At 63.6% G+C, this 24721-nt stretch carries 21 protein-coding genes and 1 pseudogene; 11 read left to right on the top strand and 11 right to left on the bottom strand.

What is annotated here, in order from left to right:
* Window positions 1-530: 530 nt before the first annotated feature.
* Genes dmpG through HQ354_RS22675 form a run of 3 tightly spaced genes read right to left on the bottom strand, consistent with a single transcriptional unit; the run spans window position 531 to window position 3357 of the window.
* A complete protein-coding gene (gene dmpG / locus HQ354_RS22685) occupies window positions 531-1583 on the bottom strand; it encodes a 4-hydroxy-2-oxovalerate aldolase (RefSeq protein WP_222635674.1) in 1053 nt (350 codons plus the stop codon).
* Window positions 1583-2527, bottom strand: a complete 945-nt coding sequence (locus HQ354_RS22680) for an acetaldehyde dehydrogenase (acetylating) (RefSeq protein WP_222635673.1) — start codon at window positions 2525-2527, stop codon at window positions 1583-1585. The genes dmpG and HQ354_RS22680 overlap by 1 nt, the downstream gene beginning before the upstream one ends.
* 38 nt (window positions 2528-2565) lie before the next feature.
* Window positions 2566-3357 carry a 2-keto-4-pentenoate hydratase gene (locus tag HQ354_RS22675; RefSeq protein WP_167677077.1) on the bottom strand — a complete coding sequence of 264 codons (792 nt, stop codon included), beginning with the start codon at window positions 3355-3357 and terminating at the stop codon, window positions 2566-2568.
* A 47-nt stretch (window positions 3358-3404) separates the two neighbouring features.
* On the opposite strand from HQ354_RS22675, the gene HQ354_RS22670 reads away from it, so the two are divergent.
* Together HQ354_RS22670 and HQ354_RS25970 are read left to right on the top strand one after the other, a co-directional pair.
* A complete protein-coding gene (locus tag HQ354_RS22670; protein WP_206030977.1) occupies window positions 3405-4142 on the top strand; it encodes an IclR family transcriptional regulator in 738 nt (245 codons plus the stop codon).
* 1391 nt (window positions 4143-5533) lie between these two features.
* Window positions 5534-5881, top strand: a complete 348-nt coding sequence (locus HQ354_RS25970; RefSeq protein WP_308115274.1) for a site-specific integrase — start codon at window positions 5534-5536, stop codon at window positions 5879-5881.
* A 179-nt stretch (window positions 5882-6060) separates the two neighbouring features.
* Here the strand turns inward: HQ354_RS25970 and hisD are convergent, their stop codons facing one another.
* From hisD to HQ354_RS22625, 8 genes are all read right to left on the bottom strand, one after another.
* Window positions 6061-7425: a histidinol dehydrogenase gene (gene hisD, locus HQ354_RS22660; protein WP_222635670.1), complete on the bottom strand. Its 1365-nt coding sequence runs from the start codon at window positions 7423-7425 to the stop codon at window positions 6061-6063.
* A gap of 59 nt (window positions 7426-7484) precedes the next feature.
* The gene (locus HQ354_RS22655) at window positions 7485-8624 is read right to left on the bottom strand and encodes an ROK family protein (protein WP_222635668.1); all 1140 of its coding nucleotides are present in this window, start codon (window positions 8622-8624) and stop codon (window positions 7485-7487) included.
* Between the two features lie 98 nt (window positions 8625-8722).
* The gene (locus tag HQ354_RS22650; protein ID WP_222635667.1) at window positions 8723-9922 is read right to left on the bottom strand and encodes an MFS transporter; all 1200 of its coding nucleotides are present in this window, start codon (window positions 9920-9922) and stop codon (window positions 8723-8725) included.
* Window positions 9923-10064: 142 nt separating this feature from the next.
* On the bottom strand, window positions 10065-10589 hold the full coding sequence (locus HQ354_RS22645; RefSeq protein ID WP_222635666.1) for a VOC family protein: 525 nt from the start codon (window positions 10587-10589) through the stop codon (window positions 10065-10067).
* Window positions 10590-10718: 129 nt separating this feature from the next.
* Entirely contained in the window at window positions 10719-11420 is a 702-nt protein-coding gene (locus HQ354_RS22640) for a TetR/AcrR family transcriptional regulator (protein ID WP_308115275.1), read from the bottom strand.
* A 97-nt stretch (window positions 11421-11517) separates the two neighbouring features.
* Complete coding sequence (locus tag HQ354_RS22635; RefSeq protein ID WP_222635663.1) at window positions 11518-13062, bottom strand: NAD-dependent succinate-semialdehyde dehydrogenase; 1545 nt, start codon at window positions 13060-13062, stop codon at window positions 11518-11520.
* 138 nt (window positions 13063-13200) lie between these two features.
* Window positions 13201-14859, bottom strand: a complete 1659-nt coding sequence (locus HQ354_RS22630) for a cytochrome P450 (protein ID WP_222635662.1) — start codon at window positions 14857-14859, stop codon at window positions 13201-13203.
* Between the two features lie 64 nt (window positions 14860-14923).
* Window positions 14924-16204 carry an FAD-dependent oxidoreductase gene (locus HQ354_RS22625; RefSeq protein ID WP_222635661.1) on the bottom strand — a complete coding sequence of 427 codons (1281 nt, stop codon included), beginning with the start codon at window positions 16202-16204 and terminating at the stop codon, window positions 14924-14926.
* Between the two features lie 250 nt (window positions 16205-16454).
* Between HQ354_RS22625 and HQ354_RS22620 the strand changes: the two genes are divergently transcribed.
* From HQ354_RS22620 to HQ354_RS22580, 9 genes and pseudogenes are all read left to right on the top strand, one after another.
* Window positions 16455-17963 carry an APC family permease gene (locus HQ354_RS22620; protein ID WP_222635659.1) on the top strand — a complete coding sequence of 503 codons (1509 nt, stop codon included), beginning with the start codon at window positions 16455-16457 and terminating at the stop codon, window positions 17961-17963.
* Window positions 17964-18048: 85 nt separating this feature from the next.
* On the top strand, window positions 18049-18924 hold the full coding sequence (locus tag HQ354_RS22615) for a Gfo/Idh/MocA family protein (RefSeq protein ID WP_222635658.1): 876 nt from the start codon (window positions 18049-18051) through the stop codon (window positions 18922-18924).
* A gap of 106 nt (window positions 18925-19030) precedes the next feature.
* Window positions 19031-20014, top strand: a complete 984-nt coding sequence (locus HQ354_RS22610; protein ID WP_222635657.1) for a cyclase family protein — start codon at window positions 19031-19033, stop codon at window positions 20012-20014.
* The gene (locus tag HQ354_RS22605) at window positions 20011-20904 is read left to right on the top strand and encodes a hypothetical protein (RefSeq protein ID WP_222635656.1); all 894 of its coding nucleotides are present in this window, start codon (window positions 20011-20013) and stop codon (window positions 20902-20904) included. Before HQ354_RS22610 ends, HQ354_RS22605 begins: the two co-directional genes overlap by 4 nt.
* Window positions 20901-21905, top strand: a complete 1005-nt coding sequence (gene iolC / locus HQ354_RS22600; RefSeq protein ID WP_222635655.1) for a 5-dehydro-2-deoxygluconokinase — start codon at window positions 20901-20903, stop codon at window positions 21903-21905. Before HQ354_RS22605 ends, iolC begins: the two co-directional genes overlap by 4 nt.
* Before the next feature lie 70 nt (window positions 21906-21975).
* A complete protein-coding gene (locus HQ354_RS22595; RefSeq protein WP_222635653.1) occupies window positions 21976-23115 on the top strand; it encodes a Gfo/Idh/MocA family protein in 1140 nt (379 codons plus the stop codon).
* Window positions 23112-24116: a sugar phosphate isomerase/epimerase gene (locus HQ354_RS22590; RefSeq protein WP_222635652.1), complete on the top strand. Its 1005-nt coding sequence runs from the start codon at window positions 23112-23114 to the stop codon at window positions 24114-24116. Before HQ354_RS22595 ends, HQ354_RS22590 begins: the two co-directional genes overlap by 4 nt.
* Before the next feature lie 76 nt (window positions 24117-24192).
* A complete protein-coding gene (locus tag HQ354_RS22585) occupies window positions 24193-24393 on the top strand; it encodes a hypothetical protein (protein WP_222635651.1) in 201 nt (66 codons plus the stop codon).
* Between the two features lie 162 nt (window positions 24394-24555).
* Window positions 24556-24721 (top strand): annotated as a pseudogene (locus tag HQ354_RS22580) (NAD(P)(+) transhydrogenase (Re/Si-specific) subunit alpha); the annotation flags it as partial.

The following is a 24721-nucleotide window of genomic DNA, read 5'->3' as shown; positions in this document are numbered from 1 at the left end:
CCGTCGAGAAATATGCACTGGTGGCTGTGAGATGGAAGCAGCCACACCATCTCTTCGGGGCACCCGTCGATTGCTGAACGGACCCACCACGTCACATCGAATATTCGCACCACCCACCGGTGGCGTGATCTGCAATTTCACTGCAGGTCACGCCACCGGTCGTTTTCGATCGAGGCGAGGGCGCTCTGCACACGGCGGTGGTCTTCGGCGAAACCATTTCTTCCGCAACGAATGTCTCGGCTTCCGGCGCCGCATCCGAGTACACGCGACCGACACAGTCCGCGTCGGACCCGCGGAACACCGAGCCACGGCTCGGACGTGCGCGACATGGACCGCGGCGTGAGCCCACTCGTCGTGGAAGCCCTGGTGTCGGCGCTACTCCGCATCGCCACCGCAGAACATCGCGCCCGAGGGATGGCAACGTCGATAATGACTGTCCTACCGGGGCGTTGCGAAAGCAACGGCGTAGCAGCGAAAAGCACCCGCCACACAGCAGAAGCGCTGTGTGACGGGTGACGGCGACGATCGACTTACGACCGACCAGTTGCTGGGTCTGCTGCTGCCAGGTCCAATGCGATGTCGGTGATCAGGTCTTCCTGGCCTCCGACCAAGCCGCGTTCTCCGACCGCGAGAAGTATTGCACGCGTGTCGAGTCCGTACCGCCTCGCAGCTGCCTCGGCGTGACGCAGGAAGCTCGAGTACACCCCGGCGTAGCCGAGAGTCAGCGTTTCTCGGTCGACCTGCACTGGACGGTCCTGCAACGGGCGGACGATGTCGTCGGCTGCGTCCTGCAGGCCGAACAGATCGCACCCATGCTTCCAGCCGTGCAGATCTGCTACCGCGACGAACGGTTCGATCGGGCAATTACCTGCTCCTGCACCATGACCGGCGAGGGACGCATCGACGCGAGTGACACCTTCCTCCACAGCTACCACCGAATTGGCAACCGACAGTGACAAATTCTGGTGGGCATGGATACCGATCTGGGTATGCGGGTCGAGCACATCACGATATGCCCGCACCCGCTCGCGCACGCCCGCCATGGTGAGACGCCCACCGGAATCGGTGACGTAAACGCAATGCGCACCATACGATTCCATCAATTTCGCTTGCTCCGCCAACTGCGCGGGTTCGGCGAGATGCGACATCATCAGGAATCCGGACACGTCCATACCGAGCCCGCGGGCGGTGTCGATGTGCTGCGCGGCGACATCGGCTTCGGTGCAATGGGTGGCCACCCGCACCGAGGTCACCCCGAGAGCGAACGCACGCTTCAACTCCGCGACAGTGCCGACACCCGGCAGTAGCAGCGTGGTCAGCTTGGCGCGGTGCACCACCGCGGCGGCCGCTTCGATCCATTCCCAATCGGTGTTGCTTCCTGCCCCGTAGGTCAGACTGTGGCCTGCAAGCCCGTCACCGTGCGTGACCTCGATGGCATCGACTCCGGCGCGGTCGAGGGCGCCCGCCACACGAGCGACGTTCTCGGGACTGATGCGGTGCCGCATCGCATGCATACCATCACGCAGGGTGACGTCCTGAATGTAGAGCGCCGCTCCGTCGAGGACTGAAGATCGATCGGTCATCACACAGCCCCCACTACGGTGTTTTCAGCGATCTTTTCCGCGACCTGCAGGGCCGCGGAGGTCATGATGTCGAGATTTCCCGCGTATGCGGGGAGATAATGCGCGGCGCCTTCGACTTCGAGGAACACCGACACCTTCCACAAACCAGGTCCTCTCTCCACTCCCCCGGTCAGAGTCGCCACCGACTCGGCGTCGTCGAGCGCGGTGAACTGCACTCGCTGCTTGAGGCGATACCCGGGAACATAGGTGGAGACCGCGTCGACCATGTCGATAACCGACTGCTCTATCGCCGCCTGATCCGGATCGGACACCAACGCCAGCACGGTGTCGCGCATGATCAGCGGCGGCTCGGCAGGATTGAGGACGATGATGGCCTTCCCGTGTGCAGCGCCACCGACCTGTTCGATTGCCGCAGAGGTTGTTTCGGTGAACTCGTCGATGTTCGCCCGAGTTCCAGGACCTGCGGACTTCGACGCGATCGAAGCGACGATTTCCGCGTAGTGCACCCGAGTCACCGCGGAGATGGCGGCGACGATCGGAATGGTCGCCTGGCCGCCGCAGGTCACCATGTTGACATCCGGAGCCCCGAGGTGTGCATCGAGGTTCACGGCAGGGACTACGTACGGGCCGAGGGCTGCGGGTGTCAGATCGATCAGCTTCTTGCCGTAAGGACGGAGCGCTTCCGCGTTTGCGACATGCGCTTTGGCGGAGGTCGAGTCGAAGACGATGTCGATCTGATCGAACAACGGATGCTCGATGAGCCCTTGCACACCGGAATCGACGGTCTCGATTCCTAGGCGACGAGCCCGAGCCAGCCCGTCCGAGGCGGGATCGATACCGACCAAGACGGCGATCTCGACGTTGCGTGCTACCCGTTCGAGTTTGATGACGAGATCGGTTCCGATGTTGCCCGATCCGATCACCGCTACCTTCGTGCGTTCCATGATGCGCTGCTTTCGTTCGTGGCCAACTGGGCCGAGGTTCAGAGGGTGAACGTTGCGGTGACATCTCCGAGACCGGAGATCGAGGCGGTATAGCGCGATCCGGGTGTCACCGGGACCATCGGGCCGAGCGCACCGGACAGGACGACCTCGCCCGCTCGGAGCGGTGCACCGTACGAGAGGCTGGTATTCGCCAGCCAGACCAGCGCTTCCCACGGGCTGCCCAGGCAGTCCGATCCCTTCCCTGTCGACACCTGTTCGCCGTCTGCTGTCAGTGTCATTGCGACGCCGGCGAGTTCCGGCGCGTCGGTGACAGGTAGCCAATCCCCGAGAACGTACAACCCGGAAGAGGCGTTGTCGGCCACAGTGTCCGCAAGACTGATGTCCCAGTCGGCAATACGGCTGTCGACGATCTCGAACGACGCATACACCCGATCGACGTACTGGGGCGCCTGGTCCGCTGTGATCGTATGGTCGATGTGCGCGGCCACCCTGAATGCTATTTCTGCCTCGATCCGCGGCTGCAACAGTCGCGAAGAATCGATAGCAGCGTCACCGGACACGTCGAAGTGGTCCAACAGCACACCGAAGTCGGGTTGATCGACTCCTAGCTGTTTCTGCACCGCGGGAGAGGTCAACCCGATCTTCCGGCCGACGACGCGGCGTCCGTCACGCACCGACGCATCGATGTTGATCGTCTGTATCCGATAGGCCGCATCGACGTCGTCACGGCCGATCAAGTCGCGTACGGGCGGACATGGAACGCCCGTGCTCGACGCCTGGGCCAGCCGCTCCGCTGCATCGTCGAGGACATGTGGTTCGAGAACTGTCATGGTGGCGACGCTAGGACCGACGGCCACCTGCGCATAGGATTCATCTCATGAAACGGGATGACATGTCCTTGCTCGAGCGTTACACCCTCATCCTGGACTCGTTCCCGGCCGGCGGCGCGCTGGGGCTCGCCGAGGTGTGCACTCGGACAGGTTTGCCGCGATCGACCGTGCACCGCATGCTCGTCGATATGGTCACCGTCCACTGGATACAGCGCGCCGGGACCAAGTTCGAGCTGGGAATGCGGTTGTTCGAACTCGGTGAACGTGTCCCCGTCAAGCATCAATTGCGTTCTGCTGCCATGCCATTCATGCACGATTTGCACGCTGTCACCGGACACACGGTGCACCTCGGGGTACGCAGAGACCACGACGTGGTGTACATCGAGAAACTGCAAGGCCACAAGCCGTTGCCGCTGCCGTCCCAAATCGGTGGCCGACTACCCCTGACGTGCACAGGTGTGGGCAAAGCCATCCTCGCGCACGAATCCAACGCGTTCCGAGACGCCGTATTCGCAAAGCCGCTTCGCCGATACACCGACAAATCCATCGTCGATCCCGCCACCCTGAAACGGCAACTCACCGAAATCCGACGCTCCGGCGTCGCCGTCGAACGTGGCGAAGCCGCCGACGGCGGATGCTGCCTCGCATCACCCATCCTGGTCGGAACGGAACCCATCGCCGCCCTCTCGGTATCGGTACCTGCTGATCAATTCCGGCCGGAACTTCTCGCACCCGCAGTCCGAACTGGTGCGTTAGCGCTAGGCCGCGCACTCTCCCGCCCGTGACACTGTGCGGATTTCAAGTCCCGCGAGGTGTATTCAGGCGCGGGCGGGTGGACCCGCATTGCAGTTGTCTGCAAGGCTTTTCGTGCAGTGATGGTGACGGTGGCCAGGTATCCCCGTTCCGGGAGTGCGATGCGAATGGTCATCGTTGTCCCCACGTGAGCGGAATCAACGTGTTCGACTATCGAATAATTCAGTTGTGCAATGATTTTCGACGACAGTTCGTCGAGTGCGCCGTCGTCGAGCAGGGTGAAGGTCACGCCTCGGTCGTGTGCCTTCCACAACGCGTCCGTGAGAGCAGATGCTTCGAGCCCGGGGGGCAGATGCTATCGCGCAGACGCGCTTCGAGAGCAACAGAATCTAGTGTTTGTCCGTCCGAGACAACGGTGCGGGTTCACCGATATGCTTTCGAGGCCGGTCGGGCGAGTCGATCGATCCGCGCACGGATCTAGTGCCGTCCCACCCGCCGGACCAGCAGGTGCGGCGCGGTTGGATCGGCGAAATGTGCAGCGCGGCTTTCGACCAGGTCGGCTCGATTCGGGCACACGAGTGTTCCAGGGTGTGGTCGAAGGTGTCTGTAGTTCGCGGACTGCGGAGCAATGAGTAGACAGTGGATAGTCCCCGCGTTCGGCCTCACTCCCCCCGACCCCATTTGGCGTACACCAGGTCCAGCCGGCGGATGGATCATCGCCAAGACCGACCCGTCCACACCTGGCGTTACCCATTTCGTATCAGTCGGATTAGCTTGTACAGCGTGCGTCGTCCACTGGCGGAACCTCTCGACCGGTGACGTCGGCGATGCGCCCGCCTACGTAAGCCCGTCGGCTCCCACCGTCACCGGGTCCGGAGTGTTGGTGGCCACCGTCAGCATCGCCGGAGCCTCGACTCTTACGATTCTGTCGGGCGCTGGGGCATGGACAGTTTCTTGAGGACCGTCATCACCCTCTCGTCTCGACCTGGACAGCGCCGCTGGCGCGAGGTCAGCCGACAGCTGACCACCTGCCGCCACCGACTACCGCAGGATCGGTGTCGATGCCTCGAAAAGGTTTTTGTATCGCTCATCATCTGCAGCACGACAAACCACAACATGAGGCGCGCGGTGTGGGCCCGCGGGTAATACGACGAATGCGAATATGCAGGGTTACCAGCAATAGTTCCGCCATTCGCATATTCTGCGAATAGCTCCTCTGCGTGTAACGAGCCCTCGTGTCTCCGAAATCTACGCCTACCTGCCCAAACACGCTCGGTCCGTACCTGCGGCGGATGCTTGCGGCGAGTGCGCGCATGCGACGGCCCTGCTGCGCGGGTGCGCCCATGAGCTGGGCTTACGCCGGCATCCAATGCGGTTTCTGCTCTCTGGCTGCAAGATACGCAGGCCGACGAAGGGTGTATGCGTGGATCGACGAGATGTTGGTGGACGGTTGATCTACCTACCGTCCGACCCGGGTCCTGTTCTCGCCGAGTCGTTCCTCGATGACGTACTCACCGGCTGGAGACGTGCACAGGCCATCCAGAACTTCCGAGCAGGCACTGCCGATCGACGAATCAAACTCATCCACCGCATGATCGACTTCGTGGGATCCCCACCCTGGCAATGGCCCCCGCATGATGCCGACGAGTTCTTCGCACATCTGCGCGGGGTGCGGAACCTCTCCCACGCAACGATCCGTGCCTATCAATCCGATGTCAGGCTGTTCCTGGACTACGCAACGAATCCCCTCTACGAGTGGAACAGAGAATAACTGAGTGTCAGCTCGAACACGCAGAAGCGCAGTCGTGCAAGCATTGTCGACTGAGCAAGAGTAAGCCGTTCCGGAGCGTTCGCGAGATGAGATGGCACCGCGGCGGACCACCACGACGCCGCGGTGCCATCGATCGCGTCCTACCGGTCTGGTCACAGCAGAGCGGTCCGGAACACGCTTCACTCGGCGGACGGGTCCGCCGACAGGTGTGCAGAATCGAATCGGAGGCGGACGGCTTCGCCGTGAGCGGGCAGGTCCTCGGCGTTCGCCAGGGCGATCACGTGACCTGCAACATCTTTCAGGGCCGCTTCCGAATAGTCGACGACGTGAATGCCGCGCAAGAAGGTCTGCACGCTGAGCCCCGACGAGTGCCGTGCGCACCCGGCGGTCGGCAGCACGTGATTGGACCCTGCGCAGTAGTCACCGAGACTGACGGGCGACCAGGCGCCGACGAACACCGCTCCGGCGCTTCGTACCCGAGCAGCCACCGCCGACGCGTCCTCGGTCTGAATCTCGAGGTGTTCGGCGGCATAGGCGTCGACGACGCGCAACCCCTGGTCGATGCCGTCGACCAGCACGATGCCCGACTGCGCACCCGAGAGCGCCGTCGTCACTCGCTCGGCATGCCTGGTGAACTCCAGCTGGGCCGACAACGCCGCGTCGACCGCGTCCGCGAGTTCGGTGCTCGTGGTCACCAGCACGCTCGCCGCCATGACGTCGTGCTCGGCTTGGCTGATCATGTCGGCGGCTACGTGCACCGGATCGGCCGACGCGTCGGCCAGGATCGCGATCTCCGTCGGGCCCGCCTCGGCGTCGATACCGACCACGCCACGGCACAACCGCTTCGCGGCAGTGACGTAGATGTTTCCGGGGCCGGTGATCAGATCCACCGGGGCCAGCTCGGTACCGTCGGTGTCGGTGCCGCCGTAGGTCAGCAGAGCGACGCCCTGGCCACCGCCGACAGCCCACACCTCGTCGACACCCAACAGCTGCGCGGCAGCAAGGATCGTCGGGTGCGGCAGACCGTCGAACTCCGCCTGCGGAGGTGATGCGACGACGAGCGAGCCGACGCCCGCGGTCTGCGCGGGCACTACGTTCATGACGACCGACGACGGGTAGACGGCGTTACCACCGGGCACGTACAGCCCGACGCGGTCGACGGGAATCCAACGCTCGGTCACAGTGCCCCCGGGGACGACCTCGGTCGTCGTGTCCGTCCGGCGCTGATCTGCATGCACGACGCGGGTACGCGTGATCGCGACCTCCAGCGCCTCGCGCACCGCGGGATCGAGCTCGTCGAGCGCCTTGACCAGCGCCTCGGCCGGCACCCGCACCCGATCGGGGCGGACACCGTCGAACTGCTCGCTGTACTCGAGGGCCGCGTCGACACCACGATCGCGGACCGCGTCGACGACCGGGCGAACATGATGCAGCACCGCGTCGACATCCACTCCGCCTCGTGGGAGAGCGCCGCGTAGTTCGGCGGTGGATGGAGTTCGGCCGCGTAGATCCACGCGGGCGAGCTCGATGCGGGAAGCAGCCATGTTCAGGTCCTCTTCTGGTCTGGTCCAAAGCGCGCAGAGCGTTCGGGGGTTCGACGTCTTCAATTTGGTTCACTTGTAGAGGTATTCGCCGTTTCGGCCCGTCTCGACCATGCCTCCAACGCGGCCGGTGCCCGCAGATGACGCAGCGCGATGTCGACAGCGCCGATCATCCCGCCGTGTGGGCCGTGAACGGAGTCGAGAATCCTGTTCGCAATCCCCTGCTTTCTGGCGGACATCAGGCCGTTGGTGTACGCGTAGGTGAAAGCGCCCGGACAGGTTCGCCGAAGAATCGGCCCTACACCACCCAAGGTAACGACGTCTGGATCGCACAGATTGACCAGTGCGGCAACGGCTTTGCCGAATATAGCTGCCGCTGATTCGAATGCCGCATACTGCAGGTTTGCACGGGGTGGATTTCGGTCGAGTGAGGCAGCGACCTCTCGGACATACAGGTCGGGGTCGGCGGGGCGCGGATCTCCGCACAGTGCGGCAAGTGCATATCCGTCGATTGCACTTCCCCAGCACCCTCGCGCACCGCATGAACATCGGTGCGACGACGAGCCGAACGGGAGGTGTCCATATCCGTGGACGTCGCCGACCACGTTGCCGTCGGTGACGAGTGCCCCGGTGGCTTCGTCTGAGACCACCAGATGCAGTGACCTGTGCGAGCCCGCCGCGGCTCCAGTAAAGGCTTCCGCCTGCGCTTCCAACGAGGTCCTGCCGACGAAGATTGCCGAAATATCCTCAGACAGAATCGAACTCAGGCCATCGATCGAACGAACCCAGTCGATGACCGACTGTCCCTCTCCTGCCGGGCTGGGCCGTTCCCGGTCGCAGACCACGACCACCCGAATGCGGCTCCCGTACTGCTCGGCCACGGCGGTGATAGCGGCGCGAGCTGCGGCGAACGACGAGTCAATGGACCCGTTGCGGTGGTCGCTGACCGGGCGCAGGGCACCCTCCAAGTTCGCAATTGCTGCGTGAAAGCCGTTGTGCTGCAGATCGAGGAGTAGCGCGACGGGGCCGTTCGGGTGCGCCGACGACTCGGTCGTGGGCCTACCCCGCCGGCTCTCGGCGACGGGAGTTTCGTCCAGCAGGTAGGCGGACCGCATGAACGCAATGAGGCTCGTTGCAGCTCCTGTGCTGAGATTCAACGCTTTCGAGGCCGATGCGCGCGTCGTCTTCGGTGTTCTGTACATCAGCTCTAGTACGGCGGATGCTGATGTCCATCGAGTCGCCGTTCGGCGATGTCGCTTATGGTCTGTCCGGTAACCGTCTCCGTCTCCGCGCGTGAGCATCAGGCAGAAGTGCGTTTCGGTACCGCGAGCACGTTGGCTGCACCGAGGCAGATCGCCATGGCGATGATGGGGAGAACGAACGCGTTGTTGAGGCCGACGACATCGGCCAGCCATCCTACGACGGCGGGTCCGGCGAGGACTGCGAGGTAGCCTGCGCCGACGACTCGGGAGAGGTCTTTCGCAGAGGTTCCCTGCAGGTTGCCGGTTGCGGTGAAGACCTGTGGCACACAGCCCGAAAGACCCAATCCGAGCAGCACCCATCCGGCACATGTGACCGCAAGTGCGGGGGACAGAACGACCACGGCGAGGCCGGCCATCGCGAGGACAGAGCCGCCGCGAAGTACCACGACGGGGCCGACTTTTTCGGCGACCCGGTCGACGGTGAATCTGCCCACCGTCATCGCCGAGACGAAGCACGCTAATGCGAGAGCGCCGGCACTAGGCGTTCCGCCGAGGTGCTGTTGGGCGTGCAAGCTGCTCCAGTCCATCGCAGAGCCTTCGGTCAGCAACAACAGGAAGGCCAAGGTCCCCAATAAGATCAGTCGGCACCGTTGGCGGGGTGCACGCCCGGGGCCGTTGTCAGCGGTGTCGTTGTCGCTACTGGAATTCGGTGCGCCGCTGCGACGCCGCGAAAGGGTCGGTGTCGCAACGATCGCGAGTATCGACGACAGTGCTGCCACGACTACTGCTGTTGCGGTCACTCCGACGTTCAGGGCGAATGCCGCAGCGCCGACGAGGGCGCCGATGACGTTTCCGATGGAGAACATTCCGTGGAACGCGGCCATGATGGGCCGCTGATAGTCGCGTTCGACCTCGACCGCTGCGGCGTTCATTCCTACCTCGCTGATGCCGACGGCGAAGCCCAGCACCAGGGCGGCGACTGCGACGGTCAACCATGTCGTCAGCACCAGCGGGGGTATGACAGCCAGCGACATCGCCGCCGCCCCGACGACGGCCACCGGTCCACTGCCGTAGCGGTCCACCGCGTATCCGGTTACTTGCATGCCGAGAACAGCCCCGACGCCGAGGATGAGCAGGATCGCGCCCATGCTCGACGACGATGCACCCACGGCCGATTTCACGGACGGCAGGTGCGCCGCCCACGTGCCCAGCACGAGACCGAACGATACGAAGACAGCGAACACCGCCACGCGTTCGCGGGCCAACGTTCGTCTGGACTCGGCGAGCGTAGTTTCCATTCGTCATTCCTCTGTAAGGCCGGTACCTGGTGGTGTCAGTCCACCGGTGGGGTGCACTTCGGTTGCTGGACAGTGGGGTCACCACGCGAAAGTTCGACGCAGACGCCGGGGTCGAAAAGTGTGCGTGGTGCAGAGAGGTCTGTCAGGCCGGAGCCCAGCGGGGTAGCGCCATGCGGTGGCTGGTGCTCCGCTCGTACGGCATCCCGGGCTGCCATTGAATGAGTTCGAGAACCAGGCCCCAATCGGTGCGGAAGTACGCCCACTTGAGACCGTCCATGTCGTCCTGTTCGCGGATGACCGGCGAGATCGATTCGGTGTCGGCCCGCGCGGTCAGTTCTGCACTGGCGGCGTCGATGTCGTCGACATGCATGCACAGGTGCCATCCCCCGGGGTCGGCAGGGCGCGGCGCCGCATTCGGCAGTTCGGCGGTACGGTTGGTGTATTCGAGCAGTTCGAGATTGAACGAGTCTCCGAGTACCAGGTTCGCCTGTCGAAGCGTGCCGGGTTCTGGCTCGGTTTCACCGGGCCAGATGTAGCCGAAATCGTCATAGGGTCCGGCGGTGATCACGACGTCGAAGCCGAGCGCGTCGACGAAGAAGTCGACCGCCTGTTCCAGATTCGGTACCGCCATTCCCAGATGGTCGAATGCTCGTTTGACGTTGATCATGTGCTTACTCCGTGTGTGGGTTGTGGTTGGACGGGGCGCATCACGCGATGGCACTGACGAACGATCGTTAGCTAGACAGTAGCGCAGGGCGACGCGAGCAGTGCGGGTTTTCCGCACTGGTGTAGTTCGCTAAGTGATTGGTAGAGACAAGATTTGACGACTCAGGAGCACGGCCTGGTCGGCGCCTGTGTCGATGGTGTCGGCGCCGGAACCTGGATCGAACCAGCGGGACGCGCCTTCGAGCAGTGTCATCACGATTTTGACCCGCCGGGCGGTGTCGGCGACGCCCATGTCCCAGGCCGCCGCGATGTACAGCGATTCGTACAACTCGACCCAGCGCGTCACTCGCTCACTGAGTTCGGGCGGCAGTACGTGGGCCGTGCGGTCGGTGGCCACGATGAGGTCCCAGAGGTTGCTTTCGGGCAGCTCGATCTGGCGGGTGAAGTGCAGGCGCACCATCGAATCCCAGAAGGTGGACGCGTCCGGTGCGCCTGTCACCGCGTCGACGAGAGCGTTGCTGAACTGTCCGAACTGCCACCGCAGTGATTCGGTGATGATTTCGTCTCGCCCCCCAGGGAAATGGGTGTAAATGCTGGGCGCTTTGATGTCGAGCTCTTTCGCCAGTGTGCGCATACTGACCGAGTACATGCCGTGAGTGACACACAGGTTCAGGAATGCTTCGAGCACCCTTCGCTTCGCCGGGGACATTCCGTCGCGACTGGTGGAGTCGAATTGACGGCTGAACTCGTCGAGCGCGTAGTGCCGCGATGAAGCGGTGTCGACAGGGCCGAGCGCGGCAGATGCCGATGTCGCCGACCTGTGTGTGCTCACCGTCATGATCGTAGCGGCTGGATCTGTGCACGCCTCGCCTGGGCGTATCGGCAAGCTGCTCGCTGGGTCGTCATTTTTAATCCTTCGGTGACCTGGATCAGCGGACAGTGGGGCGGTATCGCACGGCGCCGCTGACATGTGGATCGATACCGACGTACTTGGTTTCGACGTATTCGTCGATTCCTTCGTATCCGCCTTCACGGCCGAACCCGGACTGCTTCATGCCGCCGAACGGTGCTGCGGCGTTGGAGATGATGCCCTGGTTGATGCCGATCATCCCGAAATCGAGTGCTTCGCTGACTGCGATGGTGCGACTTGTGCTCCCGGTGAACACGTAGGCGGCAAGTCCGTATTCAGTGTCGTTGGCGCGTGCGATGGCTTCGTCGTCGTCGGTGAAGGTGGCGATGGGCGCGACCGGCCCGAAGATTTCTTCTCGCAGGACTGCGCTTGCCGGGTGGACGTTGGTGAGGACGGTCGGGGTGTAGAAGTAGCCGGGTCCGTCCAGGACGGTGCCGCCGGTGGCGATGTCGGCGCCGCGTGAGGTGGCGTCGTCGACGAGCTCTGCGACCTTGCTGCGCTGTTTGGCGTCGATCAGCGGTCCGACGGTGACACCGTTGTCGATGCCGGGCCCGAGCACCTCCTTGCTCATACGGTCTGCGAGCAGGCGTGAAAACTCCGGCGCGACCGATTCGTGGACGAAGAACCTGTTCGCGGCGGTGCAGGCTTCACCCATGTTGCGCATCTTGGCGAGCATGGCGCCGTCGACGGCGGCGTCGAGGTCGGCGTCGTCGAACACCAGGAACGGTGCGTTGCCCCCCAGTTCCATGGACACTCGGAGGACTTGGTCCGCGGATTGTCGAATCAGGTTCTTGCCCACCGGTGTCGATCCGGTAAAGGTGAGCTTGCGCAGTCGGGGATCGGTGATGAGCGGCGTCATCACCGCACCGCTGGTCTTGGTGGGGATCACGTTGAGCACACCTGCGGGGACGCCGGCTTCGCGAAGTAGGTCGGCGAGGGTGAGCATCGTCAGCGGTGTCTGCGAGGCCGGCTTGATCACCATCGTGCACCCGGCGGCGACCGCCGGTCCGATCTTGCGAGTTCCCATGGCGAGCGGGAAGTTCCAGGGCGTGATCATCAAGGTGGGACCGACGGGCTGACGCATGGTCAACAACCGTGTCCGGCCATCGGGGGCGACGGCCCATCGGCCGTCGACGCGCACTGCTTCCTCGGAGAACCACCGGAAGAATTCGGCACCGTAGGTGACTTCACCGCGGGCTTGAGCGAGCGGCTTACCCATCTCGAGAGAGATCAGGGTAGCGAAATCCTCGGTGCGCTCGGTGAGTAGATCGAACGCACGGCGCAGAATTTCTGCCCGTTCGCGGGGGGCGGTGCGAGCCCAGCTGCGGGCGGTAGCGGTGGCGGCGTCTAGTGCAGCTGCTCCGTCGGCGACGGTGGCGGAGGAGATGTCGACGAGCGTCTTGCCCGTTGCCGGGTTTTCGACTGCGAGGGTGCTCGCGTCGGAGGATTCTCGCCAGGACCCGCCGACGAAGATTCCGGTGGGGACACGCTGCAGGAGACGTTCGACGTCCACTTCCCGCTGCTGATGCGTGGGGTTCGGTGATTCGGGAGTGTAGAGGGGCATGGGAGTCCTTCGGTGGGCACGCCGCCGGAGGGTTGGCGGCCGGATCAAGGGTGGTTGGAACGGAAACCACCGGGGGCTTCGGCGAGTATTCGGGTCGGGCTGGGCGGCCGTTGGGCCGCCCAGCCCGACGCGGGTGGGTCAGCTGAGCGTGATCGGCATCTTGTCGTATGCGACGAGGCGGTCGGTGATCACGCGAGTGGGCTGTTGGGCGAGGGTGACGGTGGAGAACCGCTCGGCGATCATCGTGAAGATGACGTCGATTTCGGCGCGGGCGATCATCTGTCCTGCGCAGCTGTGGGTTCCGAGCCCGAAGGTGAGGTTGCGGCTGGTCTCGATCGGGCGGTGGTAGTCGAATTCATGCGGGTTGGTGAAGACTGCGGGGTCACGGTTGACCGCGCCGATGGGGAATTTGACCATGGATGTGGCCGGGATGATCGTGCCGGCGATCTCGACGTCTTCGGTCGGGAAGCGCGTCAGCAGGAGCTCGACCGGGTTCAGCCGCGCGATTTCGTTGACGATGCGTTCGCGGGTTTCGGGCTTGTCGCGGAAGTCGCGGAGCACGTCGGGGCGTTCTGCGAAGATTTCGAAGCCGGCACCGACGAGGTAGGCAGGATTGGGGGCACCGGACATGTAGAACAGCACCATGTTTTCGAGTACCTCGCGGTCGGTGACCTCACCGCGTGCGGCGGCGGCGAGCATCTCATCGGCTAGACCGTTGCCGGGGTTGGCCTTCTTTTCCTCGAGCAGCGCTGCGGTGGTGTTGAACATGTAGTCGAGGTTTTCGATGGATTTCTCACGGATGCCCGGTGCCGGGTCGGTTGCCTGGATGAGCATGGCGTTCCACAGCGCCCAGAACAGCGGCTCTACCTCACCGTCGGGGAACCCGAGGACCTGCGCCATCGTGGTGTGCGTCGGCAGCACCCCGAGGTCGTAGTGCGCGTCGATGGTTTGTCCTGCTTCGTAGCCGGCGAGGATCTCGTTCATCGAGGTACGGGTGGCTTCGACCCACTGCTTGATCAGTTTGGGGGTGAACCACTTCGAGAACAGGCGGCGCGCACGGGTGTGCTCCGGCGGATCGAGCGAGAGAACGGTGTGCCCGAACGCCAACCACGGGTTTTCCTCGACCCAGCCCGGTTCACGGATACTCATGTTCGGGGCCTTGACGAATTTCATCGCTTCCTCGTAGCCGAGGACGACGAAGGTTCGTTCGTCGGTCTGATGGACCGGGCCCATCTCGCGGGCCTTGTCGTACCAAGGGTGTGGATCGTTTTGGAATTCTTTGTTGCTCCAGGGGAACAGGTCGGCCCGGTACTCGGTCGTGGTGGTCACTGCACGCTCCGATGCGGGAATCAGGATCGGGAGGGCGTCGTTGTCGGCCCACTCGCGGGCGACCGTCACCGGATCCAGCCCGGTGGTGGCGTCATGCTTGCCGGTATTGCCGATCTGGGTGGCGCCGAGTTCGACGAGCAGCGAGGAGAGGGTCTTGATGGCGTTGTTGTAGTTGTCGTAGCTGCTGTCGCCTAGGCCGAATGCGGCGAACCGCAATCCGCTCAGGTCAGGTCGCTCGGTGTCGAGCGTCTCGTAGAACGGCTCGGAGCCGGCCGGTAGTCCGCCCTCCCCGTAGGTGGAGGTGATGACGACGGCGAGTTGCGTGTCGGCGACGTCGCTGGCCTCGAGGTCGCTGAGTTCGCGCAGCTGCGCGTCGACTGCGGCGCTCTTGAGTGCGTCGACGATTTCGTCGCCGACCATTTCGGCGTTACCGGATTCGGTGCCGTACCAAACGTGAACCAGAGTCACGGAGGTGTCCTTTCTTCGGTGGGGCTGTTGTCTCGAGAGTGGTTGTCGGTTCGACAACCGATGACTAGGTAGAGCGGGCGATGTGGTCGGTCATGTCCGACCAGGCTGTGAACTTGCGGCGTACGCGGCCTGGACGTGCGCGTTCGATCTCGGCGCGATCAATCCGTGTCCAGTCGTCGAAGGTGATCGCGCTGTCCGGTAATTCTTGTTCGATGCCGTGCCATCCGTCACGAGCGTCGGTTGTTTGTTTCAGAAGCGAGATGACTTGTTGTGCGGCGATTTTGGCGAGGGCGCGATTTTCGGCGAGGTTGCCCAGGGCGCCGCTTTCGCACCCGCCGACCTTCACCACGCGGTCGTTCAGTGTCTGGTCGAAGCCGCTGGGTGCGTCGATGAAACCCATTGCGGTGACGACGGTGTCGACGTGATGGGTGAACGCCTCCCCCGACCGATCCGGCTGGGGGGCTGCGGGATCGTCGTTGAACCGGGTCCGCACGATCGTGCGCTGTCCGTCGGTGGCGATGGCTGTCGGAATTTCTCTGAATCGCACATCGACTCGAACGGAACGGCCGGCGTCGGGACGATCTGTTGCCGCGGATCGTAATTCGAGCTCGCCGTCGAGGTATACCGTGACTCCTGGTAGGGCGCACAGCTCGGCGAACATCGACGCATCCCATCGCACCCGTTCCTTCGGTCCCCGGGACAGGAGAACGAGGTGTTCGATAGCGTTGGTCGCCAATGCTTGTCGCGCGTCGTCGTCGACGTCCGAGCCCTCGAAGCCCTCGTCGGATTTGCACAACAGTCGTGCCACGTCCATTGCGACGTTCCCGGTTCCGACGATCAAGACCTCGGATCCGAGCTGCGACGGGGTCGTACCGCGCAGAACGCTGTCGGGGTCGCCGTTGAGGAGCCTGAGTAACTGGCCGGCACCGACCACGCTCGCCCCGGCATCGATCGGTGCTGCGAGCGGGCGGTCGACCGCCAACCCGGTCGCCACCACGACTGCATCGAAATGCTCTTCGAGGGTTGCGAACGGCAGATCCTGTCCCACGCGGACGTTGCCGACGAATCGCACGTTCTCGGCGCCGAACAACCGATCGAATTGCCGGCTGACGTTCTTCATACCCTGGTGATCGGGTGCAACGCCGTAACGAAGTAGCCCGAACGGCGTCGGGCGTACGTCGAAAATAGTGACGTGAACATCCGGTAGTGACCGCCGCAGGGCCAGAGCTGTGTAGCACCCGGACGGTCCGCAGCCGACGATGGCTACATGACGGGCACCGGGATGCTGGGGGCGAGGTTCGGCCACAGGGGTGGTGGCGGCAGTCGAACCGTGGTCGAGCGACATGGCAGTCTCCTGGACAGCGGAGGAAGGGCGGTTGCACTGGTCAACAATGCGATGTGACGCACACTACCCTAACTATCGTTAGTAAGTCGAGTGTGATTCACTGAGTCTTGTAAACATCGTGTGACCGAAATCCCGATTCCTCTTCACAAGCTTACGAACGTTAGGTAGCGTACGTCTATCGCTTAGTGACCTGCGCAACAATCGACAGAACTAGCGACAGACACTCTCCCCTCCACCTAAGGGATTTACCGTGACCAAAGCTTCCAACCTCCCCCCGGCGGCTGCCGACGGTACAGGCGCGTCGTCGACGCGCCTGTCGGGCAATCTCGGCGCGACGTCGCTGGTGCTGAGCGTGCTCGCATTCTCGGCGCCGATCGTCACAGTCTCCGGCTACATTGCGTTCGCGATCGGTTTCGTCGGCGAATCTGCTCCCCTTGCCTGGGTCGCCGCCACGATCGGGCTGGCGATTTTCGCCGTCGGTTACACCACCATGACCAGGCACATTCAGCGTCCGGGTGCGTTCTACGCTTATATGAGCGTGGGCTTGGGCAAGACATTCGGGGTCGGCGGCGCCTACCTCGCCACGGTGTCGTACATGATGCTCAACGTCGGCATTTACACCTTCGCCGGCGTTATGATCTCCTCGTCTATCGAGGGCCTCGGCGGTCCATCCGTTCCGTGGTGGGCGTGTACCGCTGCGGGTTGGGTGCTGATAACAGTGCTCGGCCACTTTCAGATCGAACTGTCCGCCAAGTTTCTCGGCGCAGTCATGGTCCTCGAGGTCATCCTGGTCGCGATCTTCAATGTCTTCGTCCTCGCGAAGGGCGGTGACAGTGGTTTGTCTGCGGCGCCGCTGGACCCGACCAACTTCTTCAACAGTGGCACGGGACTGGCGCTGCTCTTTGCTTTCGGTAATTTCGTCGGATTCGAGGCGACCGCGCTGTATCGCGACGAGGTTCGTGATCCCAGCAGGACTGTTCCGCGCGCGACGTACATGGCCGTGGTCTTGATCGGTGGCTTCTATGCGGTGTCCGCTTACTCGCTGATCGTCGCCTACGGCCCAGGCGCTGCGGATCGTGCGAACTCCGAACCGACGTCGATGTTCGACACCGCCATGGCCACCTACGTCAGCCCTAGCCTGGCCAACATCACCCTCGTGCTCGTGGCGACTTCTGCTCTGGCTGCGGTGTTGTCCACCCACAATGTCGTCGCCCGCTACCTGCAGAATCTCGGCGCCGACCAGGCGCTGCCGCCCTTCCTCGCTGCAGTGCACCCCCAGCACAAGTCTCCGTACCGGGCCTCCGCCGTGAACGCAATCATCGTAGGTGTGTTGCTCGTTCTCGCGGCATTGACCATTCCCGACGAAAATCAGATCATCGGCGGCGGGAGCGGTATCGGCACCGCCGGTGTGCTCACTCTGATGGCTCTCGTCAGCTTCGCAGTCTTCCGCTACTTCGCCCGAACCGGCCGCCCCGCAGGGGAAAGCCTGTGGCGAGTGGCGATCGCACCGCTGATCGCCCTGGTCATCCTCGGCACAGTGGTGATCTTCGCAGTCGTCCGGTTCGACCTGCTCGTCGGCGGTGAGCCCGGCGAAAATCTCTGGATGCTTCTCGTCCTCGTCGCCTTCCTCGCCGTCGGATGCGTTGTTGCGCAATACATGAAGCGCAACCGGCCAGAGGTGTACGCCCGCCTGGGCCGCGCCGAAGGCGACATCGCCGCGACCGACCCCACGGGCGAGGCGCAGGCTCAGCAGCACTGATCTCGACCACCCGCCGACGCCCTGTTCCGATCAGACCACCACCCAGCAAGACGTTCCACTGCACTACGAGAAAGAGGTACACACGATGTCAGCAGTACGAGTAGGACTGGTCGGAGCGGGCCCGTGGGCCAAGATCTTCCATGCACCGATGATCACCGGCGGCCCCGAAACCGAATTGACAGCCACGTGGGCACGCAGACCCGAAGCGGCACAGGAAATTGCCGACGAATTCGGCGGCACGGTCGCGCCGTCGTTCGAGGATCTGCTCGACTCCGTCGACGCTCTGGTGTTCGCGGTCCCGCCGTTCATTCAGGCCGATCTCGCCGCACAGGCTGCAGCCGCAGGCAAGCCGATGCTGCTCGAGAAGCCACTCGGCATCGACCTGGCACAGGCAGAGAAACTCGTGCAGGCGATCGACGAGGCCGGCGTTCCCACGCAGGTCATGTTCACCAACCGCTACAGCCCGAAGATCCGCGACTTCCTCGACAAAGCTCGCGCGCAGACCCCGATCGGTGCGGTCGGCTACTACATCAACCAAGCCGCACTGCCGGGCGGAACGTTCGCGACGCCGTGGCGACTCGAGAAAGGAAACTTGCTCGATCTCGGTCCGCACGTCCTCGACACTCTCGATGCCGCAGTCGGACCGATCGTCGAGGTCCGCGGCGAGGGTGATCTGAAGCGGTGGTACATCCTCACTGCCACTCACGAGGGCGGCGTGATCAGTCAGGCGCAGCTGTCGCTGACAAGCCCTGTTGTCGAGGACGTCGCCGGCGTCAAGGTCTATACCGAGCAGGGCGAACTTTCCTGCGAATTCGTCGGCAAAGACGGAGATCCCGAGGCGCCGAACGTCATTCGGCGTGAATTCGCCGAGGTCGTCAAGTCCGGCAAATCGCACGAGGTCGACGTCCACCGCGCCCTCTACATCCAGCGACTGCTCGAACAAGCCGCACCGAAGAACTAGCCAGGCCACAAGCGCCGTGGCGCTCGGCCCCACAGCCGAGCGCCACGGCCCGAGGACAACGACTACACGCGATCGTCGTTGTCCCACAGCACGAAAGGACAATCCTGTGTCGGATCGAACCGAGTCGGACAACCCTGCCGCCACCACGATCGAAGCCCTCCTCGGCCCCGACAGCCCGAAGAACTGGGGCAAGTGGGGCCCAGCCGACGAGGTGGGCAGTCTCAACTATCTCGATGCAGCACAAGTACTTCGAGGTATGGCTGCGGTCAGCAGCGGCGAAGTGTTCACCCTGCAGGTGCCCATCGGCGATCCAGAGCGACCCGACCCTGTCTGGCCCGGCCGCGAACCGGCGGTACGCACCGCTGTCATGGACGAAGGTTTCTTCGCCCGCGGCGAGGAGCCCGAGCCCAGCGACGGCCATCACTGGGCAGACGACAAGATCGAAATGTTCACCCAAGGCTCGACCCAGTACGACGCACTCGCGCACTACTGGTACGGCGACCAGGTGTGGAACGGCTACCCCGCCGACAGCACCGTCGGTGAGCTCGAGAAGGCATCGGTGCTTCCGATCGCCGAACGCGGCGTGGTCGGGCGCGGTGTGCTCATCGACATCGCCCGAGCGCGCGGCAAGGAGGTCCTCGACAGCGGCGAACCGATCACACTCGACGATTTGCTCGCGGCCGCCGAGGCTCAGGGCACGACGATCGAGCCGCGCGACGTACTGATCATCCGCACCGGCTGGATCGGCTCTTACTACCGCAGCTCCGGCGATGACTTCTACCGCGACTGGAACGAACCAGGCCTGGTATACAGCCGCGAACTCGTCGACTGGTTCCAGCGAATGGAAATTCCGAACCTCGTCACCGACACCATTGCCAACGAACTCAGCTTCTACCCCGGTGGACTGCAGCTGCCGCTGCATTGCGCGCTCATGCGCAACCTCGGTGTCACGTTCACCGAGCTCTGCCAACTCGATGCACTCGCCGACGCCTGTGCAGCCGACAAGCGGTGGAGCTTCCTCTACACCGCAGCCCCCTTGAAGATTTCCGGCGCCAGCGGCGCCCCCGTCAACCCGGTGGTAATTCGATGAACAGCCCAACCCAAACCACTTCAAAAGCCAGCTCCGCCAACCCTATCGACGTCTTCCGCGACTCACGCGGCCTGTTCACCATGGTCGCCGTCGACCAACGCGGATCATTGCGGCACATGCTCAGCACCGGCCGCGGAAACGCGGCCGTCACCGACGACGACCTGACCGCATTCAAAGCCCAGGTCATCGACGCGGTCGGCGACGCCGCCAGCGGTGTACTCCTCGACAGCGACTTCGGCCTCGCCGCCGCACAAAGCTCACGCTGCCCGGTCATCCTCGCCGCAGACATCCTGTCCTCGAGCGAGGTCGGCGGCCCCGTCGACATCGCCGTCCTCGACGACGCCGTCACCGCAGAGACCGTCGAGCAGTTCCGAGCCAAGGCCTTGAAGTTCCTGCTGCCCTGGCACCCTGCACGACGCAGCGAAGCTGTCGACCTCGCCCACGCGTTCATGGAGCGCTGCCGTGAACTCGGTCTGCCCGGTGTCCTCGAAGGAGTGGTTCGCCCGCGCGAGGGTGACACCGTCTCGCCGCAGGGTTTCGCCGACGCCCTGATCACCGCCGCGGCCGATCTCGCCGCGACGCAGCCCGATCTGTACAAGACCGAGGTCGTCTACACCGGCGAACAGGACCGCGAGCTCGCCACGACCACCGCGCGCGCGATTTCCGAGCAGCTGTACTGCCCGTGGGTCGTGTTGTCTTCCGGCGTCAGCGGGGAAAATTTTCCCGACGCCGCAGCGTCTGCCGTTACTGGCGGAGCCAGCGGCTTCCTCGCTGGCCGCGCGGTGTGGAGCGAAGCCACGAAAGCGCCGCATCCCGGCGACTATCTGAACGGCCATGCCGCGAAAAATCTGCAGAAGATCACCGACCGAGTCTGGGCGACCCAAGCATGAACGCACCGAACAACACCATCCCCGACGTTGTCGCTGTAGGGCGCGTCTGCATCGACATCTATCCCGAGCAGTTCGGCGTCGGGCTCGTCGATATCGAAAGCTTCAGCAAATCCATCGGAGGCAGCGCCACCAACGTCGCCGTCGCCGTTGCCCAACTGGGCAATTCGGTGCGTCTGGTGACGCGCACAGGCGATGATCCCTTCGGTGAATACGCACGCACCGAGATCGGGCGCCTCGGTGTCGACAACACCGGAATTACCCCGGTCCCAGGATTGCAGTCGGTGATCACGTTTTGCGAAGTGTTCCCTCCCGATGACTTTCCGCTCTACATCTACCGCAAGCCCACCGCCCCTGATATGTACATCGAAGACAGTGACCTGCCCCTCGATCTGATCGAGCAGGCGCCCATCTTCTGGGCCACCGCCACCGGCTTGTCCCGCGAACCCAGCCGCTCTGCCCACTACACCGCATGGGCGGCCCGTAGACGCAGGTCGAATACCGTCCTCGACCTCGACTACCGGCCCATGTTCTGGGACAACGAAGACCACGCCCACACCGCCGTGTCCGAGGCGCTCGACCACGTCACCATCACAGTCGGCAACCTCGAAGAATGCCGGGTCGCGGTCGGCGAATCTGATCCCGACCGTGCAGCAGACGCTCTGCTCGACCGTGGCGTCGAACTCGCTATCGTCAAGATGGGGCCGCGCGGGGTGATGGCTCGCACACGCACCGAACGCGCAGTCTCCGAACCGATCTCGATCGACGTCGTGAACGGACTCGGCGCAGGCGACGCGTTCGGTGGAGCATTGTGCCACGGCCTGCTTCACGGCTTGCCGCTACAGCAGACACTGGATCTGGCGAACGCGGCCGGCGCACTCGTCGCGACTCGACCTCAGTGCTCGCTGGCCATGCCGACGTTGGCAGATCTGAACGAATTCGCCTCGCGCACAACCCGATCACCCCAGACCCAAGCGGTACACGCCGAGCCGGCAACCCCGTAGTACCGATCCGACTTGAATCAGTTCTGCCCGCGTCCAGCTCGGGCAGGTGCACGTGAAGGAGAGCAACGACATGACCGAACTGAAAGTCGCCATCATCGGTGGCGGCGGCTTCATGGGTTACGCCCACAGCCTCGGGTGGGCGCTGGCGCCGATCACCGCTGACACCGGCGCCACCATTCGTAAGGCAGTCCTCGTCGAAGCTGACGAAGAACGCGCGAAGACCGCGGCTGAGCGACTCAACTGGGAAGACTGGTCCACGGACTGGCGGGAAGTCATCGCCCGCGACGACATCGACATCATCGATATCGTCACTCCTCCAGCCGTGCACGCCGAGATCGCCATCGCCGCACTCGCCGCGGGCAAACACGTCTTCGTCGAAAAGCCCATCAGCAACGATCTCGCCGAAGCCGACCTCATGCAAGCCGCCGCCGAGACCAGCACCGGCGTCAGCCAGGTCGGGTTCAACTACCGTCACGCCGCAGCGATGACGTTCGTCAAGCGCATGCTCGACGACGGCACCCTCGGCCACCCCTTGCAGTTTCGTGCCCACTACACCCAGGACGTCGGCGCGCTCGGCCGCGTCCTGAGCGGTTGGCGTGCGAAGAAGGGCGCAGGCGGTTCCGGAGTTACCGGCGACATCGGCTCGCACATCATCGATCTCGCGTCCTACCTTGTCGGGGACATCGACTCCGTCACCGCGATCATCGGCGCCAAAGATCCCGCAGAGAACACCGCGTGGCTGCCCGACGACGAACGCCGCCAGGGTGAATACCTCGACGACGCCGCCCTGTGGATGGCTAAGTTCACCAACGGCGCCATCGGGTCTTTCGCCTGCACCGTCTACGCCTCCGGGCGCAAGAACCGCATGTTCTTCGAGCTCGAATGCACCGGCGGCACCGTCGAATTCGACTGGAATCACTCCGATCACATCAAGCTCAGCCTGGTCAGTGACAACCCCGACCAGCAGGGCTTCCGCACGATCACGCTGAACGAAAGCCACGAGGACTACCGCTACCCGCTCGGCGGCATGGGGTCGGGCTACGTCGACGACGCTGCACTGCAGCTGCAGAAGTTCGTCCGCGCCATCGTCGACAAGCAGGCCGGCTCTCCCAGCTTCGCCGACGCCACCCGCACCCAGCGCGTCATCTCCGCGGTCATGCAGTCCGCCGACAGCCACCAGTGGGTCACGATCGACGAGGTGACCGCATGAGCCTGGACCTGCGGTGGAGCACCGACATCGTCACCTTCTTCAACCCCACCTACTGGGATCTACCCGCCGATCTCCCCTACCCCGAGTGGGAGAAACGCGTCGACGTCGACCCCAAGCCCTTCTTCGACCGCATGCTCGACGGCGCAGCCACCGCCGGCCTCAGCGGTATCGAACTCGCCCCAGCTCCTGGTGGGTGGGCGAACGCCCTGACCTCCTACGGGTCCGCAGCAGCATTCAAGAAAGAACTCGACACGCGCAATCTTGTGCTCTCGTCCAGCTACGCACTACCCGTTCACCTCAAAGCAGTGCTGGATGCATCCGACGAGTCAGCCAAGCGAGCTGCCCGCCGACAGCTTCACGACGACACCGCCGCGCACGCCGAGTTTCTCCGTGAGGTGGGCTGCCCGACGCTGATCACCAGCACGATCCCCCGCGCCGAGTTCTCTGAGATTCAAGGAATCGACGCGTCAGCAGCCGATTTCGACGCACCCACCGATCCCGAGCTGATGGCGGAGGTCTCCGCGGAGCTGAACGGCATCGGCGAGGTCGTGGCGAGATCCGGTCTGCACCTGGCCATCCATACCGATGCGTATTCCCTCGCCTCACGCACTGCCGACATCGACGCACTGATGTCGCAGACCGATCCAGCGCGCGTCAAGCTGTGTATCGACGCCGGGCACATAGCCCTCGACGGCGGTGACCCGCTGGCTGTCGCGCGCGGACACGCGGACCGCGCACCGGTGCTGCACTGGAAAGACTGCGCTGTTCATCTCCCCCCGCACACACTCAGCGGACCGCCGATGGTCCGCCACGATGAGATGATCAAATACTTCCGCGTCATGGGATCCGGCGGTGTCGTCGATTGGCACGAATGGACCCGAATCCTCGAGGCGAAGCAGTGGAGCGGATGGGGCGTCGCCGAAATCGACATGTCCATCGACCCGCTCCGCGAGATCCGCGAAGGTATCGAGTACTACGACAACGAATTGTCCAATCTCTGAAACCGCTCTGCCGCAAAGCGTTTCGATAACGTCGCGCTGCGGAGCACGTGCCGAGCACGGGGAAAGGTGGACCTCGATGGCATACGAAGACATCGTCATCAACAGGCTGATGCGCGCTTTGGATGAAAAGGGTGCAGGTGCTCGGCCCGAGGGAGTTTCCCCTTGCTCCGACACCAGCGAAGACGACATTCGTCTACTCGAATCGTGGCTCTCGCTGGAAAGCCCACATCCGCGGACGAAACGAAAGCTGTGGCGCATCTTCGGAACTCGCCACTGAGAACTACGAACCGACAGTAGGCCCTAAGGGGCCGATCGAGTCGAGTGCGCGACCACCTGCAGGACAAGGTGATCGCGCACTCTGTCGTATCTGCAGCCGTTCCCGCACGTTACGGGCGGGTTCGGATAGGACTATCCACAGAAAGATCTACGTGTGAAGGATGTGCAAGAAGAGGTCCACGTCGTCGTCGGCGTGGTCCGTGAGTCGGGTGACGGCGAGCGTCGTGTGGCGCTGGTTCCGAAGGTCGTGTCCTCGCTGGTGAACAAGGGTGTACACGTCGTCGTCGAGTCGGGCGCTGGTGTACAGGCCCTGATTCCGGACGAGTTGT

Origin of the sequence: Rhodococcus sp. BP-261, from assembly GCF_019835205.1 — a bacterium.
Taxonomy (GTDB): Bacteria; Actinomycetota; Actinomycetes; order Mycobacteriales; family Mycobacteriaceae; genus Rhodococcoides; species Rhodococcoides kyotonensis_B.
This window is presented reverse-complemented; position numbering and strand designations above follow the sequence as displayed.

Coding starts and splice junctions, on each gene's coding strand:
- dmpG (WP_222635674.1), bottom strand. CDS start 1,583: ATGACCGATCGATCTTCAGTCCTCGACGGAGCGGCGCTCTACATTCAG.
- HQ354_RS22680 (WP_222635673.1), bottom strand. CDS start 2,527: ATGGAACGCACGAAGGTAGCGGTGATCGGATCGGGCAACATCGGAACC.
- HQ354_RS22675 (WP_167677077.1), bottom strand. CDS start 3,357: ATGACAGTTCTCGAACCACATGTCCTCGACGATGCAGCGGAGCGGCTG.
- HQ354_RS22670 (WP_206030977.1), top strand. CDS start 3,405: ATGAAACGGGATGACATGTCCTTGCTCGAGCGTTACACCCTCATCCTG.
- hisD (WP_222635670.1), bottom strand. CDS start 7,425: ATGGCTGCTTCCCGCATCGAGCTCGCCCGCGTGGATCTACGCGGCCGA.
- HQ354_RS22655 (WP_222635668.1), bottom strand. CDS start 8,624: ATGTACAGAACACCGAAGACGACGCGCGCATCGGCCTCGAAAGCGTTG.
- HQ354_RS22650 (WP_222635667.1), bottom strand. CDS start 9,922: ATGGAAACTACGCTCGCCGAGTCCAGACGAACGTTGGCCCGCGAACGC.
- HQ354_RS22645 (WP_222635666.1), bottom strand. CDS start 10,589: ATGATCAACGTCAAACGAGCATTCGACCATCTGGGAATGGCGGTACCG.
- HQ354_RS22635 (WP_222635663.1), bottom strand. CDS start 13,062: ATGCCCCTCTACACTCCCGAATCACCGAACCCCACGCATCAGCAGCGG.
- HQ354_RS22625 (WP_222635661.1), bottom strand. CDS start 16,204: ATGTCGCTCGACCACGGTTCGACTGCCGCCACCACCCCTGTGGCCGAA.
- HQ354_RS22615 (WP_222635658.1), top strand. CDS start 18,049: ATGTCAGCAGTACGAGTAGGACTGGTCGGAGCGGGCCCGTGGGCCAAG.
- HQ354_RS22605 (WP_222635656.1), top strand. CDS start 20,011: ATGAACAGCCCAACCCAAACCACTTCAAAAGCCAGCTCCGCCAACCCT.
- iolC (WP_222635655.1), top strand. CDS start 20,901: ATGAACGCACCGAACAACACCATCCCCGACGTTGTCGCTGTAGGGCGC.
- HQ354_RS22595 (WP_222635653.1), top strand. CDS start 21,976: ATGACCGAACTGAAAGTCGCCATCATCGGTGGCGGCGGCTTCATGGGT.
- HQ354_RS22590 (WP_222635652.1), top strand. CDS start 23,112: ATGAGCCTGGACCTGCGGTGGAGCACCGACATCGTCACCTTCTTCAAC.
- HQ354_RS22585 (WP_222635651.1), top strand. CDS start 24,193: ATGGCATACGAAGACATCGTCATCAACAGGCTGATGCGCGCTTTGGAT.